General features: G+C 45.9%; 15 protein-coding genes. 2 read left to right on the plus strand and 13 right to left on the minus strand.

All coding sequences use genetic code 11. The annotated features are described in order from the left end of the window. Window positions 1–127 precede the first annotated feature (127 nt). The 5 genes from AC58CZ_RS07760 to AC58CZ_RS07780 all read right to left on the minus strand — a co-directional run bounded on the left by AC58CZ_RS07760 (window position 128) and on the right by AC58CZ_RS07780 (window position 5,114). Window positions 128–1,387, minus strand: coding sequence for an FAD-dependent oxidoreductase (locus AC58CZ_RS07760; protein WP_494224072.1), 1,260 nt, complete (start codon window positions 1,385–1,387; stop codon window positions 128–130). A 330-nt stretch (window positions 1,388–1,717) separates the two neighbouring features. Continuing rightward, a complete protein-coding gene (locus AC58CZ_RS07765) occupies window positions 1,718–2,449 on the minus strand; it encodes an ATP-binding cassette domain-containing protein (RefSeq protein ID WP_494224133.1) in 732 nt (243 codons plus the stop codon). 174 nt (window positions 2,450–2,623) lie between these two features. Next, complete coding sequence (locus AC58CZ_RS07770) at window positions 2,624–3,295, minus strand: ABC transporter permease subunit (protein WP_494224071.1); 672 nt, start codon at window positions 3,293–3,295, stop codon at window positions 2,624–2,626. Continuing rightward, complete coding sequence (locus AC58CZ_RS07775; RefSeq protein ID WP_494224070.1) at window positions 3,292–4,038, minus strand: ABC transporter permease subunit; 747 nt, start codon at window positions 4,036–4,038, stop codon at window positions 3,292–3,294. Before AC58CZ_RS07775 ends, AC58CZ_RS07770 begins: the two co-directional genes overlap by 4 nt. A gap of 89 nt (window positions 4,039–4,127) precedes the next feature. Beyond that, the gene (locus AC58CZ_RS07780; RefSeq protein WP_494224069.1) at window positions 4,128–5,114 is read right to left on the minus strand and encodes a glutamate/aspartate ABC transporter substrate-binding protein; all 987 of its coding nucleotides are present in this window, start codon (window positions 5,112–5,114) and stop codon (window positions 4,128–4,130) included. Window positions 5,115–5,520: 406 nt separating this feature from the next. Between AC58CZ_RS07780 and hslO the strand changes: the two genes are divergently transcribed. Continuing rightward, complete coding sequence (gene hslO / locus AC58CZ_RS07785) at window positions 5,521–6,501, plus strand: Hsp33 family molecular chaperone HslO (RefSeq protein WP_494224068.1); 981 nt, start codon at window positions 5,521–5,523, stop codon at window positions 6,499–6,501. A gap of 99 nt (window positions 6,502–6,600) precedes the next feature. Continuing rightward, on the plus strand, window positions 6,601–7,344 hold the full coding sequence (locus AC58CZ_RS07790) for a hypothetical protein (RefSeq protein ID WP_494224067.1): 744 nt from the start codon (window positions 6,601–6,603) through the stop codon (window positions 7,342–7,344). A gap of 35 nt (window positions 7,345–7,379) precedes the next feature. Here the strand turns inward: AC58CZ_RS07790 and AC58CZ_RS07795 are convergent, their stop codons facing one another. The 8 genes from AC58CZ_RS07795 to AC58CZ_RS07830 form a co-directional block, all read right to left on the minus strand. Beyond that, the gene (locus AC58CZ_RS07795) at window positions 7,380–8,873 is read right to left on the minus strand and encodes an alpha/beta fold hydrolase (protein WP_494224066.1); all 1,494 of its coding nucleotides are present in this window, start codon (window positions 8,871–8,873) and stop codon (window positions 7,380–7,382) included. Between the two features lie 249 nt (window positions 8,874–9,122). Next, window positions 9,123–11,348, minus strand: a complete 2,226-nt coding sequence (locus AC58CZ_RS07800; RefSeq protein WP_494224065.1) for an alkaline phosphatase PhoX — start codon at window positions 11,346–11,348, stop codon at window positions 9,123–9,125. A 282-nt stretch (window positions 11,349–11,630) separates the two neighbouring features. Beyond that, on the minus strand, window positions 11,631–12,260 hold the full coding sequence (locus tag AC58CZ_RS07805; RefSeq protein WP_494224132.1) for a fumarylacetoacetate hydrolase family protein: 630 nt from the start codon (window positions 12,258–12,260) through the stop codon (window positions 11,631–11,633). A gap of 192 nt (window positions 12,261–12,452) precedes the next feature. Further along, window positions 12,453–13,178, minus strand: coding sequence for an ABC transporter permease subunit (locus AC58CZ_RS07810; protein ID WP_494224064.1), 726 nt, complete (start codon window positions 13,176–13,178; stop codon window positions 12,453–12,455). Window positions 13,179–13,190: 12 nt separating this feature from the next. Beyond that, window positions 13,191–13,925 carry an ABC transporter permease gene (locus AC58CZ_RS07815; RefSeq protein ID WP_071002335.1) on the minus strand — a complete coding sequence of 245 codons (735 nt, stop codon included), beginning with the start codon at window positions 13,923–13,925 and terminating at the stop codon, window positions 13,191–13,193. Between the two features lie 458 nt (window positions 13,926–14,383). After that, the gene (locus AC58CZ_RS07820; RefSeq protein WP_494224063.1) at window positions 14,384–15,313 is read right to left on the minus strand and encodes a transporter substrate-binding domain-containing protein; all 930 of its coding nucleotides are present in this window, start codon (window positions 15,311–15,313) and stop codon (window positions 14,384–14,386) included. A gap of 68 nt (window positions 15,314–15,381) precedes the next feature. Further along, entirely contained in the window at window positions 15,382–16,287 is a 906-nt protein-coding gene (locus AC58CZ_RS07825; protein ID WP_494224062.1) for a transporter substrate-binding domain-containing protein, read from the minus strand. A gap of 131 nt (window positions 16,288–16,418) precedes the next feature. Continuing rightward, window positions 16,419–17,219 carry a transporter substrate-binding domain-containing protein gene (locus tag AC58CZ_RS07830; RefSeq protein WP_494224061.1) on the minus strand — a complete coding sequence of 267 codons (801 nt, stop codon included), beginning with the start codon at window positions 17,217–17,219 and terminating at the stop codon, window positions 16,419–16,421. Window positions 17,220–17,246: the final 27 nt, after the last annotated feature.

A 17,246-nucleotide genomic window follows, 5' to 3' on the forward strand; every position in this document is an offset into this window, starting at 1 on the left:
CTTGATTAAAAAAAGATACCACAAAAACATGGCAGGTTTTTGAAATAAAAAAGCCAGCCACATCATAAGGAATGGGCTGGCTCAATCAGTAACGTGATCTTTTAAACTTGCTTTTTAAACAAGTCTATCAGGATGCTTTGGGAGTGGCAGGCGCTTTGATTGTCACCGTTGCGCTCACTGCATCAGTGTCATCTAACAAGTCCATGATGAGTTCTTCATCACTCTCCGTCTTCACTTGCCAATTCCCAGCCGCGTTTGGCACACCCGTTACCATCACCGAAATCGCTTTGTTCTTTAGGCGAATCATTGGTGGTTTATGATCATAACCGCTGTGCTCGTGCCCTAAGATATCATCAGCGATGGTCGCAGCCTGTGCGCGTAGTGGCGCCACATAACGACAGGCAACCCCATTGATAGACATACAATCACCAATGGCATAGATGTGTGCAGTGTCGGTGCGCAATGTCGCTTCATCAACCACAATACCTGTACGACGGTCAAACGTAACGCCCGCTGCCGCTGGTAGTTGCCCGTCGACGGTCAGACCTGTACTGGCAATCACATGGTCTACGATCAATGGCTCAGGTTGCTCTGCATCGGTACTGCCTTCGGCTGAGGCGAGCGGTGCGTAGTCTACTCTTAGCTTTTCGCTATCGCTGCTGTCGTCATTGCCACTCACGCGGGTAACAGCAGAGACTTGAGAGCCGCCCAAAAACTGAATACCTTGTGACTCAATTGCTTTGGCAATACGTGCCGTCGCTTTGGCTGGTAGCATCTGTGATAACGGCGCATCGTTCAAATCAATCAAGGTCACTTGATGACCTGCTTTTAGCAAGTCTTCCGCGATTTCTGTCCCGACCATACCAGCGCCAACGATGGCGACATGCTGGCTACCAGTTGCCAGCTTTTCTTGTAGCTGACCGAACTGCTCGATATGATTGACATGCCAGACCAAATCCTCTGGCAAGCTTTTGGGGAAAATAGGATGCGCGCCCATCGCCAGCACCAACTTACCATAGCTGATCGTCGCATAATCCGTGTGGGCGGGATTTGGCCTATTAGCAGAGATAAGCTGTAACTGCTGGGTAGCCGTATCAATATCTGTGACCTGTGTGTCAGCCAGCAAGGTCACGCCTGCGGTTTTTGCCGCATCGCTACCTGTTGCTCGTACTAGGTCTGATGCGCGCTTGTTTTGGCTGATCGCCATGGTCAGCATCGGCTTGTGATAACGATCGCCACTATCGGAGGTGATCAAGGTAATCGGAATATCTGCATCTTTTGCACGAATCGCATCAATCACATGCCAGCCTGCCAAGCCTGCGCCAATGATGACAACGCCATTTTTTGATGAGGTTGCCGATGCTACAGATAGATTGTCTACGCTCATAAAAACTCCAATATGGTTTATGAATTATTCTAATTATCAAAAAGGATGAGCGCCATTGTATCAGTAAACAGACATGCACTCACCTATCTAACCGTATAACCAATCACATATTCATCTATAGTCGAACCACTATTAAAGTGTTACAGCGTTAGACTCGTTTAGCCTACTACTGTAGTACTTGCACTCGTCTGCCTTGTACCACTTTTAATATTGATTGACTATAAACCAAATTGCTAGATTAACACCCATAAAAAAGCGCCTATTAATAGACGCTCTTTATTGATGATTTCATTTATGTTTGAAGCACTAGCATCAATACAGCCAAGGTGATTAATGATTCAAAATCTTCGATAAGAACATCTGCGCACGATCACTTTTCGCCCCTTCAAAGAATTCGTCTTTACTACAGTTCTCAACGATATGCCCTTCATCCATAAAGATAATGCGATTGGCAACCTGACTGGCAAAACCCATCTCATGGGTCACGCACATCATGGTCATGCCCTCACGCGCCAGCTCGACCATGACGTCAAGCACCTCTTGAATCATCTCAGGATCGAGCGCTGAGGTTGGCTCATCAAAGAGCATCGCCACAGGATCCATAGCCAGTGCGCGGGCAATCGCCACCCGCTGCTGCTGACCGCCAGAGAGCTCGGCTGGGTATTTTGCCGCTTGTACCGTCAGACCAACGCGGTCTAGATACGCCATGGCCTTTTGCTTCGCCTCACTTTCTTTACGGCCCAAGACCTTAATCTGAGCCACTGTCAAATTGTCAATAATGGTCAAATGCGGAAACAATTCAAAATGCTGAAACACCATGCCGACACGGCTACGCAGCTTAGGCAGATTTGTTTTTGAATCACCGACAGAGATGCCGTTGACCGTGATGTTACCTTTTTGAAAAGGCTCAAGCCCATTAACTGTCTTAATCAGCGTCGATTTACCACTACCTGAAGGGCCACAAACGACGACCACGTCCCCTTTATGCACGTGGGCAGTACAGTCAGTTAGTACTTGAAAGTCGCCGTACCATTTGCTGACATTGGACATTTGAATGACCATCTCATCAGTCGCATGGCCATTGTTAGTCACCAGTCCACCAAAGGAATTTATGTATGTATCAGCATTGCTCATCACTGGCTCCTAACCACATTATTATCGATAACCGTCGTTTAAAAATTAAAACAAAATACCAAACCACAATCTTAACGCTCAAAATCTTAAGCGAGACATCTATTAAAACCGCAAACGCTTTTGTAGCTGCTGCACGCCCATAGACGCACTTAAGCTAATCACAAAGTAGACAGCGCCAGCACCTAAGATATAAGGGGTGAGTAAGCCCATGAGCTCACCGCGGACGTAAGCGGCGCGGAAAAAATCCGTCAAACCAATAGCAAACACCAACGTCGTATCTTGGAATAAAATAATACACTGCTGCAAAATCAGCGGTAGCATTTTGCGAAAGGCTTGCGGCAAGATGACCAGACGCATGGTCTGCCCGTAAGTCATGCCAAGCGCTTTGGCAGCATTGACCTGACCGCTACCGATCGATTGAATACCCGCACGCACCACTTCTGAAAAGTAGGCAGCCTCAAACATCATGAAGGCCACCACACAAGAGGCAAAAGCGGCATTGATTTGTAGATACTTACCTGCTATCCAAAAATAAATCATCGGTACAGCAAAATAAAACCACAGTAGTACCAAGAGCAGCGGCACTGAGCGGAAATAGTTGACGTATAGCCTCGAAGGCACTTCAAGCGCTTTGATACCAGACAAGCGCATCAACGCCAATACGGTACCCAAACTAATACCACCAATAATTGCCAAGAACAGCACTTTTAAGGTAGTGATCATACCGCCCATCAAACCAGGATAGGCTGTTGCCAATTCGGTCATCATATTCATTTCTGACCTCCCGCAATAAGCCCAGGCACACGCAATTTACGCTCGATAAGCCCCATCAGAGCAATCAATGATAAATTGAAAACGAGGTAAATAATCGTCGCGTAGGTATAAATCTCAATACTGTTCTGCGTGTATTCACTGATGGTTTTGGTTTGACTGATCAGCTCCATTACCCCAACGAGCGAGGCGACAGAGGCGTTTTTGAAGCAGTTGGTCAGCTCCGAGCTAAGCGGCGGCAAGATAATACGAAAGGCTTGTGGTAGCAGCACTTCTTTGTAGACTTGCGGAATACTAAAACCCAGTGCATATGCGGCATTGGTCTGCCCATCAGGTAGGGATTCAATCCCTGTACGAACTTGCTCAACGATACGAGCAGCGGTAAATAAGCCAAGACCGATACTTGCCGATAGCATGGCTGAGGTATTTGGCGACAAGTCCTTATACCACCATTCTTGTATCGTGGGCGTGAGCCAGCCGGGTGCGATGTAAAACCAAAAGAACAGTTGTACCAGCAATGGAATATTGCGAAAGAATGTCACATAAGCCGTACCAATCGTACGAGCCGTCTTGCTCGGCAGCGTGCGCATGATGCCTAAGATGGTACCGACGACCATGGCGATGGCCCATGCGATACTGCCGATTAATAGCAGCCAGCCAAGACCTGTAATCATCCAATGGATATAAAGCTCGTGACCGATACCAGTTTGCTCAAAGAGCACGCCCCAGTTCCAGCTATAATTCATGGTTGTCTCTCCGAGCAGCGATTCATAAGACTATAGGTCAGACACATAATATCTGACCTATAGACAAGCCATATTGAGGGACAAAGAGCTTATTGAGCGGTCGCCACTTTTGGCTGAGCACCGTCATGCGGATTGGCAATCAACGCTTTTAAGTTGTCAGACATCTCAAAGTTTAGATTGACGTTTTTCGGTGGGACAGGGTTCAAGAACCACTTGTCATAAATGCTATTGATTTCGCCTGAGCTAAAGACATTATTTAACGCTTCATTGACGACGGCTTTGAATTCAGGATCGTCTTTACGCATCATACAGCCATAAATCTCAAACGATTGTGGCTCACCAACGATAACCCATTCATCAGGATTTTTGGCTTTGGCTTTTTCGCCTGCGAGCAACACATCATCCATCATAAAGGCATCAGCACGACCATTTTCTAACATCAAAAAGGCTTCGCCGTGATCTTTTGCTGAGATGATATTCATATCCATATTGTTGTCAGCATCGTATTGACGGATATAACGCTCTGAGGTCGTCCCTGCCGTGGTGACAAGGGTTTTGCCTTTTAGGTCTTCAAAATTCTGAATACCAGAGTCTTTGTTGGTCAATAGACGCGTACCAATCTCAAAGAAACCATTAGAGAATGCCACTTGTTTTTGGCGCTCTTCGTTGTTGGTGGTTGAGCCACACTCAAAATCCACCGTACCATTTTGTACTAATGGAATACGCGTTTGCGAGGTGATTAAGTTATAACGGACGTTGAGATCTGGCATGTTTAGCTTTTGCTTAACGGCTTCAACGACTTTCATTTCTAAATCGTGGGCATAGCCGATAGGCTGATTAGGATCATCAGCAATATAAGAAAATGGAATAGAGGAGTCACGGTGACCAACGACGATGGTGCCTGAGTCTTTGATTTTTTGTAGCGTGCCGTTGGTATCAGTGGCAGCTGCTTCTGTCGTCGTGGCGTCATCTGCTGGCGCAGCTTCTGTATTGGTCTGGCTACTGTTGTTACAACCAACTAAGCCCAATGCCATAAAGGCTGACAACGTTAATGGTTTAGAAAATAAGTGGGTCATGAAATACATCCTTTTATCGCAAGCTTTTATCACAAGATTGAATGAGTGCTTTGAAGACACGAGTCTGATTGACCGACCTCATTGCTCCGCATCCGTACGGTTGTTGCTGTTGTTTGTCACAATGCAACTCAATGTTACTGTACAACAAATTTATGCCAGATGGTAAATTTTTTTGAAGGAAGTGATATTTTGGAATATATTTATTTTTTACCTAAAAGCCGCTGGTTCCCAATTACTGCATTACTATAGAAATAGACAGATAGCTGACTCATTCATACCTAGATTTGTCCCTCATTGGTACATGTAATCAAGAAAACATTGTAATCATAATATTGTGGTTGCTACGATTGATAAATTGGCCATAGTCCCCATAAAGCTAACAACTTCTTAATACTACAAATGACTTATGACACAAGATACTCAAGTCCCGAATACGGACAGCCAAACTGCTGGCACTCATAGCGACAACGACATACGCCAACGTTTTTTTATTGAAGACTCGCCCGTGCGCGGTGATGTGGTGCGCCTATCACGCAGTTACGCCAGTACGATTGCCCAAAAGCCCTACCCTGAAGCCATCAAACGCTTATTGGGCGAGATGCTGACGGCAGCGAGTTTACTTATCAGTACCGTCAAAATTAACGGTCGTCTCTCTATCCAGTTGCAATCATCAGACAGCGATAGCTTGCTGAATTGGGCGATGGCAGAATGCGATCAAGACGGTATCATCCGTGCGCTTGCCAGCTGGAAAGGCGAGACGGATGAGCAAGTGCAGGCTTGGGACAATATGATCCATGCCAAAGATGCCTTTGCTGAGCTGGGTGCTATGGGACAAGGGGTATTGTTCATTAATATTCACCCTGAAGGTGGCGAAGCGTACCAAGGTATCGTTGAGCGTAGCCACGACAATCTGGCAGACTGCTTGGCGCATTATCAAAAGCAATCAGCACAGATTCCGACGCTCATTAACTTGGCATCTGATGGCTTGCAAGCGGGTGGTATCTTGGTACAGATGTTACCGCGTACTGCAGAAGAAACGTCTGAAGTTGAGCAAAACCAAGATGCGGGTATCGACGATGATCTATGGACACGTCTGAGCGTGTTGACGCGCACGGTCAAGGCAGAAGAGCTGACGACATTGGATGCCAATGAGATTCTGTATCGCTTGTATCACGAAGAAAACGTTGTCGCCCCTGAGCCTGCTCCCCTAGCGTTTGGTTGCACGTGCTCACGCGAGAAGTGTGAGATGGCCATCGAGCAAATCGGTGAAGCAGAAGCGTTAGATATCGTTGATGAGCAAGGCGGTACGTTTGAGATGGACTGCGGATTCTGCGGTGAAGTCTATAAATTCAACAAAGATGATGTAGCAGCGGTATTTACTGATTAGTTTTTTATCACTAAGCATCAGCCCTCATAAAAACCCCTCAAGTGTCATGCTTGAGGGGTTTTTGTTCTATACTAAGTCTTTAAAGTATGGGTATTTGCTATGAGTAATTTTTGGCAAGAATTGATTATCAATTTGGGTGGCAATGCTGTTTTAGGTGGGCTTATAATCTACCTCGGTAAAATTTACCTTGAAAGAATTGGACGAAAAGAGCAAGCAGCTATTGATGAGCGTTTAAAACGACTTGAACAAGATCATGAAAAACTACTCACTAAAAATGAGCATTTTCATCAAATATCACAGCAAACATATCAAAAGTTATTTGATCGAAAAATAGCAGTTTATGATGAACTATTAAGCTTAACTATTACATTTGAAAAGCTAACTCACCCAAAATTTCCTAACTGGAATGAAATGACTACAGAAAGTAAGATAGGTCATTGGTTTTTAATGTCAGGGCTTTATACTGAGTTATCAACAATATATTTGGCTATAGATAAAAGCATTTCAAAAAATATTACGGTCATAAGCCCAGACCTTTTCGAAAAATTTCTAATTTGGCTTGTACATTACAGAACAGAATTTGATTTATATAATAAAGAAAATTTAGACAAAACTCTCAATATTATGGGAGAAGCCTTTTTATCGCAAGCTACCAACAATAATGGGCAAATCAAAAATCTTCTTGCAGAAAGTGAGAAAAATTCGTATAAAGAAAAGACAAGGCTGCAAAATATTCAAGGTAACTTGCTTCTAAAGAATATAGACCAGTTAAATGAGCTTTTAGAGCAAATAAAAAGTGACTCCTTAAAGCTTAATAAGAAAATCAACCATACTTACCTTTAAAACTACTAATACATTTAATGCTAAATAACACCAGCTTACACCGCCACAGCCAAACTTCTAGGATAAGAATGTATGCGCGGACGTCCAGCATAGTCGCTTAGACCATTATCGAGCAGCCATTCAACGACTTGCTCACGCACTCGCCTGCTATGGATTAAGTTAAGATGATTGACGCCATAAAACACCGCTTTATGACCATCTGGCACAAACAACGCATGCTCGGCATCATCTTCACCTAACGCGGATGCGACCGATACCAAGCTGTCTCCTAGCAAATCCGTCATCTTAGATTCGTAATGTGTCTCAATCAATGCACTGGCGACAAAGTAAGTTTTGATACCACTTGGCAGGCGCGCAGGATGACGGAAGTCTTGTGGTAATACGCTGCGTCCCTCTAACGCTTTCCAGTCAGCGTCACGAATACTGCCATGACGCAGATCAATAATGCCCGCACTCCTCATATCACCGAGCTTAGCAAGCGAGCCTGCAAATGGCAACTTGGCGATGATGTCTTGCACATAATTACCGATACGCTCAAGCACTGCCCCATGATGCGGTGAGCCTAGGGTGATGAGATTGCCCACGCGCTTTATCCAATCTAGGCGCTCTTGCTCACCATAAAACAGCGCACTGCGCGCCACCAAGCCGCCCATGCTATGACCCACCAAATCTATCTGAGTAATATTTGGGTTATTATCGACCAAGTCCTGTAGTAATTGAGAGAATTTACGACCACTGCGTGAGATACGTCGACCTGTATTGTAATCTAAGTACAGAACGGTGGTATCGGGCTGACTGATATGAATCGCCTCGCCCAGATTATTGCCTTCTTGTGACTGCCAGCTTAAGTGACTCATGCACAAGCCATGGCACAAAATAGCAATCCGCCCTGATAGCCGCTCACTTTGGGGCTTACCATCTTTGGTATATAACATCATCGGAATTGCGAGGGCATTTTGATTGTTGACCAGATGATCACCCATGACACCATTGATGACATTGACCAGCTTTTTTAGTGAGTCAGGCAACGGCTGAGCTGTTTTTTGCACGATAAAGTTTTTGTATATTCGTAGTACAGAGGCCAGATTGTTACCGACCATGAGCATGATATGACGTATCGTGCCATAGATGCGCCCAGTGAGACCACGCTGCCATTTATTTAGGTGCTTGTCGTTGAATCGACCTAACGGACGTAGAATCACTTCACGATGAATGGACTCGACGATTTCAGTCATCTCAACCACTCCCATGGTCGCAAGCTGCGCCAACCCTTCAAAAAAATCCGCCAAAGAGACAGGGGTTTTGGTCGTTTGCTCATTGTCTTCTGCGTCTGCCAATAATTTGACCAGCTCATCCATATCGATGGCTTCGAGTTGATCTATCTGCTCGTACAAATCACCATGCCGTGGCACGCTATCAGCTGAGACAAAATGCGCATCAAGCTCATGGCGATTACGCGTATAACTGCTATCATTCTGAGCGCTACTGTCACTAACACGGTTGTTATAAAACAAATTTTGACTGCTCATAGTATTGGCACGTTTAGCGAAAAGGGGGTTTTTCTATACTATCCTTTAACAGTCGCAAATAGAAGCGAATGATTTAGTTTTAGCGTTCGTTTGTGACCAAAAGTGACGTATGGATGATAAACGGTATCTTTATTATTGTTAAAGCATTAACTAATATATGCATCAAAAGAAAAAATCCCAAGCCGAAACTTGGGATTTTTATTTAGTGAATATGCCTTTCTACTATTTTGTCATCTAGCGCTTACCGAGCTATGCCGGGCTGGCTGCCGACTCAAATGATTCCGCCAATATGACATCGCCGTCTTCTTTGGTAATCATGACTGTTGCTGAGCGCGGAGTACTACCGCCAGCGACCGCACCCCATGTATTACCTGGATGCTGAATGTTGATAAACAGTGTTTTGAAATCTGGTGTCATGGTAATACCGGTGACTTCGCAGCCTTCAGGGCCGACAAAGAAGCGTTTGATATTGTCGTTACTAGCCGGCATGCCAATGCGTGTTTGCTGTCCTGCTGACGTCGTGATGGTAGTACCATCGCTGACTTTGCCCGGTAATGCCGCAAGCAGCATACAGCTGGTAGTGTCGGTATACGCACCATCGTCCGTTTGAATCCATAACACACCACGTGGATCAAAATATAAACCATCAGGAGAAGACAGATCATTGCTAGCACTTAACTGCGATAAATTCTCTGCGGACAAGTTACTTGGTGCACCAAACAGATAGATATCCCACTCAAAACTGGTTGCGGCATGATCGCCGCCCGTCTCTGCCCAGCGAATGATATGACCGTTGTCATTACCACTTGGTTTGCCATTGACTTGATAGCTACGCGGGTTGGCAGCTGATAAAGGTTGGTCATCACGCACACCGCGATATTTATTGTTGGTCAATGTCACATAGACATCGCCCGTCATAGGACTGACCGATACCCATTCTGGTCGATCCATCTTGGTGGCGCCAGCGGCATCGCCAGCAGCGCGTGCATAGACCAGCACTTCATCTTGGCTATTAAATGGTAACGCACTATTGAAGGCATCTAGTCCATTTTGACCTTGAACAAGTGCTTTCCACTCACCGCTACCATCTTCATTAAAGATAGCAACATATAGTGTGCCTTCGTTGAGATACTTATCACCCGCTTTTAGGCCACCACCGATATCATTGTTTGACCACATCGCTTTGGAGACAAACTTATAAATATACTCGCCACGCGCATCATCACCCATATAAAATACCACAGGTTTGCCTTGCTTAACGGGTGCATAGGCACAGTTTTCATGGGCAAATCGACCCATGGCGGTACGTTTTTGCGGTGTAGAGTTTTGGTCAAACGGATCAATCTCAGTGATATAGCCAAAGGTATTGAAACCATTACGATAATCATCAGCAGCACTAGCACCAACAGCAGTCATATCCCAACGTGAAAACTCGTCTGTGATGATGGCGTCTTTGGCGTCAGGAGTGTGCCATAGATATCTGGAGCCTGGAGAGTTTTCTGGTGCACCGTAACGCTCGCGACCATAGTTATCACTGGCGCTTAACTGACTGGCATCTTGTCCGCGCGCAAACACACCCAAGAAGTTCTCTTCTGTGGTCAGGTAAGTGCCCCAAGGTGACAAGCCTGCACCGCAGTTATTATTAATGCCGCGCGTCTGAAAACCTGTTGGGTCAAACTTGGTTTTGACCAAATCAGAACCTGCCACAGGGCCTGCCAACTGTGCGGTCGTACTACTAGTGATACGTCGATTGTATTTGGAGTTTGGCACCATCTCATAGCCCATGCCATTTGCGCGGCGCTTTATCTCAACCACGGCCACACCATGGCAGTTGACTTCACGGCGCACATCGCTGGCAAGGCGGCTGCGTTGGAATAAAGGCGCAGCATCTTTATCTTCGATGACATAATAGCCAAACGGGCTTAGCTCCTCACTATTCACATATTCGTGATTCATAACCAGTAGGCCATTCTCTGAGGCTTTGGCATCATAGGCATTGTTGTTTTTGCCAAAGAACCACATGCCATCATGGTTATCGCCCATGCGCCATTCAAATGATTCTGCCGACTGCTCACGATTGTCTTTCCAGTCGTCAAGGCCAGGCATCAGCGGTGTGCCAAGCGGCAGTATCATCTCTGCCTTGTAACCTTCTGCCACCGTCATCGTCTCAGCAGTTGAGTGCGCTACGGCCTTAAACTTTAAGGTTTCAGGACGCTTCAAATCACCCTGCGCCGGAATAGCAGCATCATCGCCATTTTCGACGATAGGACTGCTGATATTGTCATCGTCATCACTACAACCAACCAAAGGTAGCGCGCCAAAAAACGCTGCTGCCGTCAACCCTGTACCACCTTTTAGAATACTACGGCGATTCAGACGGCGATTAATAACCGTCTGAAAATCAGTATTATTAGTAGGGTTTGAATCTTCAACGATTTCGTGAGCGAGCTCTAGTTCTTTATTCAATAATGTCATTATCAGTCACCTTGCTATTGGGCTAGATTGGCGGAGAGTGGGTCGCGGCGTCACATTACAACCACAAAAATACGAATTCCGCTTAAGTCTACTGACTCTTTATGACAGCACGCTGAACGATAGATGACAAACTCATGACAAATAATTTTACAAACAATTATTGAGAGATATAAGGATTAAAAATTTTGAAAAAATATATAAAGTCTAAAAAATAAAAGCCCCAAGCAACGGCTCAGGGCTTTTTGATATTTATGACGACTAGTACTGGTTCATTTAGCAAGCTTACTGCACTTGTGTTACCCATTCATGAGCACCCAATGTTAGTTTGAGCTTATCGCCTGCTTGTAGTACACCCACGCCGCTTGGTGTGCCAGTCATAATCACATCACCTGCCTGTAAGCTAAAAGCATGGCTGATGTTGACCAGCAGCTCATAGACAGGGAACAGCATCAAAGCACTATCACCGTCTTGCGCCAGCTTATCATTGATGGTGAGCTGATAATGTACATTCTGAAGATTGCCAAACGCTTGCGGGTCGATCCAGTCAGCAAGCACGCATGCCCCATCAAAACACTTAGCACGCTCCCATGGATGACCTTTTTCTTTAAGGATGCTCTGCAAATCACGCAAGGTCAAATCCAGCCCCAAGGTCACCCCGCCAATCGCCTGCTGTGCCTCCTCAATCGTTGCCATCGACAGGTCAGCTGACAGCTGAATACATAGCTCAGCCTCGTAATGCGTCCCGCCGAATATCTCTGGATTGGGACGGATCACATCATGGCGAGTAGATACCACAGAAGAGGCGGGCTTCATAAACAGTATGGGCGATGACGGCACTTCATTGCCAAGCTCTTCTGCATGCGCCGCATAGTTACGCCCCACGCAGACGACTTTGCCAATAGAGCTACGCAGACGCTCATTGTGTTGCTCAATGCTCTGTTCTTCATTGACACCAGCGGTGATGGCATTTGCTAATGACATATGTGGCGATTGGCTCATACTAGACTCTCCCTATAAATGATAAATATTTTTCAGCAATCCCTACTATATTGTCTACCGTCACCTTTATTGTCATCTTGGCGACCATTCATGACTAGTGACTCTCTACGGAATCGTGTTGGTCACCACATCTGGTGGCACATAGCTGGCGTGTCGGTTCATACGTTTTTCAAACAGTCTAAAGCTAAACAAGATAACCCATGACAGCACAAGATAAACGATACCCGCGGCAAAGAACAGCTCCATTAGCGTATAGGTACGCGCACTGATCGTACGAGCCACCCCCGTAATATCCATCAATGCAATGGTCGATGCGAGCGCACTGCCCTTTAGCATAAAGATCACTTCGTTGCTGTAGGCGGGTATCACAATACCAAACGCACGCGGCAACGTTACACGTGTCAGCTTCTGCCATTTTGACATGCCAAGCGCATCGGCCGCCTCAAGCTCACCGACAGGTATCGTCTGAATCGCACCGCGTATAATCTCTGCCAGATATGCACTGGTATTTAGGGTAAAGGCGATGATGGCACACCAGTATGCTTGACTGAGCACCGGCTCCCATAAAAACGACTCACGCACCGCCCCGAACTGACCGAGACCATAGTAAATCAGGAATATCTGCACCAGCAGCGGCGTACCGCGGAAAAAGAAAATATAAAGAAATGGCAATATCTGTACTAACCAGCTCTTCGACAAGCGCAGCAGCGCTAGAATCAAACCAAAAAACAATCCGACAATACCTGAGATCACGACCAGCTGTACAGTCAGTACCGCACCGCTCAGTAAATCAGGTATATGATCAAAAATGACCTGCCAATTCCAATCCATAGTATCTCTCCTCTATCCTATGGTCGATTGACTGTGAGTGGATTGACGGCTTATCTTTTTAGCATAGCGTGCCGCTGGATTGGCGCGCCACTCAAGCCACATCATAAAGCCAGTAATCAACATGGTCAGACCCAAATAAATAATCGCGGCTGCCATATAAAAGGTAAACGGCTGCTGTGTTGACTGCGCAGCACGCGACGACTGATACATGATGTCTTTGAGACCCACGACCGACACCAGCGCGGTGTCTTTGAGCAATACCAAAAATAAATTGCCCAAACCTGGCAATGCAATCTGCCATACTTGCGGCAAGGTTATGCGATAAAAGGTCTGAAAAGGACGCATACCAATCGCTTGCGACGCTTCTCGTTGCCCTATCGGAATCTCTTGAATGGACATGCGAAAAATCTCAGTCGCATACGCCCCAAACGCGATCGACAGCGCCATAACACCGCCCCAAAAAGCGCTAATCTCGACATAGTCGTTGTAGCCGAACTTTTTGAGGATACTCATCAATAAGATTGAGCCGCCATAATAAATAAAGAGCACCAATAGCAGCTCAGGAATACCGCGCATCGTCGCAGTATAGACAGTCGCAAGCTTACGCAGCAACCAGATATTGGACATCTTTGCGGTTGCGCCAAGCAAGCCTAAGGCCAGACCAATGATTAAACTGGTCACGGCAAGCTGTATGGTGACGGTAGCGCCGCTTAATAAAAGCGCGCCAAATCCTTGTAAGTCAAACACGATTATCCACTCAGTCTCTTTATATTAGCAATTTGCAAAATATGAGTTAAAAGAATCAGCATCAATAGCTGAACGCAGCCCATCACCGTATTTTATACCACCTTAATACAGATGGTCGTCATCAAAAAAATGACGTCAGAGCAATACGGTTGGCGCTGCGATAATTGACACAGTAGAAATGAGCGCTGATTTTATCATATTCGCTCGCCGTGATGTTAATACTGACGCGTAAAAGCTGTGCCTAAGCCGTACTTAAACAGACACTTACCTCTAGAAGCACACAATAAACCGACTAAATTTGAGCAACCTTGATAGGCACTCATAATGTGTATTCGTTGATAGGACAGTCAATAAAAAAGGACGTCACCATCATGGCAACGTCCTTCTTATTAAGAAACAATCAACTATTATTGGCTATAAACCTTTCTTATGAAAGCCGTAGCGTGCAGCTGGTAAAATTACTGACCGGCGGTCTCTGCGACTGGCTGCTCAGGCGTGTCTGCATCTGAGGTCTGCATCGCAGATTCTGGTATAGCAAAGTACTTTTGATTGATTTTATCGTAAGTACCATTGGCTTTAATATTGGCTAAAGATTGATTGATTTTTGCTTGTAGCGGATCGCCTGGGCGTACTGCTATCGCAAAGTTATCATTGATATCAATCTCTTCACCTTTTAGTGCATATTTACTACCAGCAGGAGAGCTCAGCCACTCTATCGCAGGCAACTTATCAGAGATCATCGCATCGACGCGGTTTGATCCTAGATCCAAAAACGCATTGCTCAGCGTATCATAAAGCTTCATGTCAGCGTTTGGATACTTGTCTTCGAACCACTGTGATGAGATGGTCGAGCGCTGCGCGGCAATCGAGTGAGCGTCGATGTCGCTTTGGTTACTAGGGTCAAAACTGCTGTCTTTTTTGGCCAAAAAAACCAAGGTATTGCTAAAGTATGGGTCAGTGAAGCTAACCTGCTCTGCACGCTCTGGCGTAACGGACATCGCCGCGACAATCGCATCATACTTACCGGCTTTTAGACCAGGAATAATACCGTCCCAATCTTGCGCCATAATCTCACAAGTCACCTGCATATCGGCACAGATGGCATTGGCTATCTCAACGTCAAAACCACCCAGTGTCCCATCCGCATTGGTATAGTTAAAAGGTGCATACGCCCCTTCCGTACCAATACGCAATACTTCATCCTTAGTTGCCTTTGTTTCGGTCGTATCAGAACTGGTATCGGCCGCATTCTCTTGGCTATTGCTACAGCCAGCGATGGTAAAAATAGTCGCTAGCGTAAGTAATGGCACAGATAGACGGCTGCTCGTCATAGCGCTAATAATAGATTTGCCAGTCGTAGCACGGACTGGAACACAGTGATTGCTCATGATCATCCTTGGGTTTTCTTGGGTAAACAACACTTTTGAAAATGACGGTCTATGCAGAAGACGTCGTCTTAGTTCGTTGCCGCTTCAGCTGGTGCGTCTTCTTCAACGACTATGACTTCATCGACGCCATCAGTCACGACTGCTTTTTGTGCCGCAGCGGTCGAGCTGGTACCAAAGTAGCTGCCTGTGATTTGATCATACGTGCCGTTGTCTTTTAGCTCAGCCAATGCCGCATTGAATTTAGCAACCAATGGATCGCCTTTACGGAAGGCAATACCCATTGCATCGTCGTCGCTGCTGATTTCTTGACCTTTAATCTCGTAGCCACTACCCGCTTCTGTTTTTAGCCAATCAGTGCCAGTGACTTTATCAGACATCATCGCGCGTGCGCGACCTGAGGTTAGATCTAGGTAGGCATTGTCTTGAGTATCATATAGCTTGATATCAGCATCCGCGTGCTCGTCCTGTAGATACTGCGATGCAACAGTAGAGCGCTGTGAGGCAATTGGTTGACCTTTGAGCGAATCGATGCTGATATCGTCGCCTTTTTTACCAATCAAGATGATACCACTATGGAAGTAAGGGTCACTGAAGTCGACCACTTCTTTACGTTCAGGGGTGATTGACATACCAGCGATGGCTGCATCAAATTTCTGTGCATTCAACCCTGGAATCAAACCATCCCAATCTTGAGAAATGACTTCACATTCTGCTTTCATTTGTGCACATAATGCGTCAACCAACTCAATCTCGTAGCCGATCAGTTTGCCATCAGCATCGGTGTAACTAAATGGCTTATAGCTTGATTCTGTCGCGATTTTGATATTCATAGGTGCTTCAGTCGCGGTATCAGCTTCAGCGCTTTCTGCTGGTGCTGAGCTGTTGTTACAACCTGCTAGCATTAGCATCGCGGCGCTAAGCGGTGCTAGCCACAATGCTTTTTTGCTCATTGATGATGTTATTGAAATTGTCATACCTATTATTCCTTAATATAGTCACCAGCCATATCGTCACTTATTACGTGCTGCTTGATGCCTTATTGAGCGCCACTTACTCAGTACTTGTCAGTGGCGCGCGCGTATTCGCAGCAGTCTTTAGTGAGTCATTATTGACCAAAATTCTGCTGCTCAAGACGGGCAAGCTCACCATTACTACGGATCTCGCTCAATGCTTTATCAAATTCCGCTTTGAGTCCATCACCTTTACGCACGGCAATAGCAATATTGTCATCGTTATCAATCTCATCCCCAACGATACCGAAGCCTTCTTTATTATCAGCGAGCCATGATTTGGCAGAGACTTTTTCGGCCAGTACCGCATCGCTACGACCAGACTTTAGATCCAAGTAGGCATTGTCGTAGTTGTCATATAGCTGAACGGTATTGCCATCTTTGCCTTCGTAGTTATCTTGTAGATAAGCGCCTGGCGTGGTAGAACGCTGTCCACCAAGCGTGACGTTTTGGATCACCATTGGATCAAAGCTGCCATCAGTGTTGGTGAGCCATACCATCGTATTGGCAAAATACGGTTCGCTGAAATCGACTTTTTCTTGGCGCTCAGCCGTGATTGACATACCTGCGATAACGGCATCATATTTTTGTGCCAATAGACCTGGGATAATACCGTCCCAATCCTGAGCAACGATTTCACAGTTGGCTTGCATCTGCTCACACAAAGCATTGGCAACATCGACATCAAAACCGCTCAAGCTACCATCAGCATTGGTATAGTTAAACGGAGGATAAGCGCCTTCGGTTGCAATGCGGATGGTTTGGCCAGTCGTTTCTGCGGCAGGTGCATCGGCATTGGCTTCGGTAGTTTCATCGGCAGGTTGGCTACAAGCGCTTAGCATGAGCGCAGCAGAGACGGTCATCGATGACCACAATAGACGAGCGTTCGACATCATATGTTCCTTAAATTCTGATGGGTATGG

The organism is Psychrobacter sp. CR212, assembly GCF_059693765.1.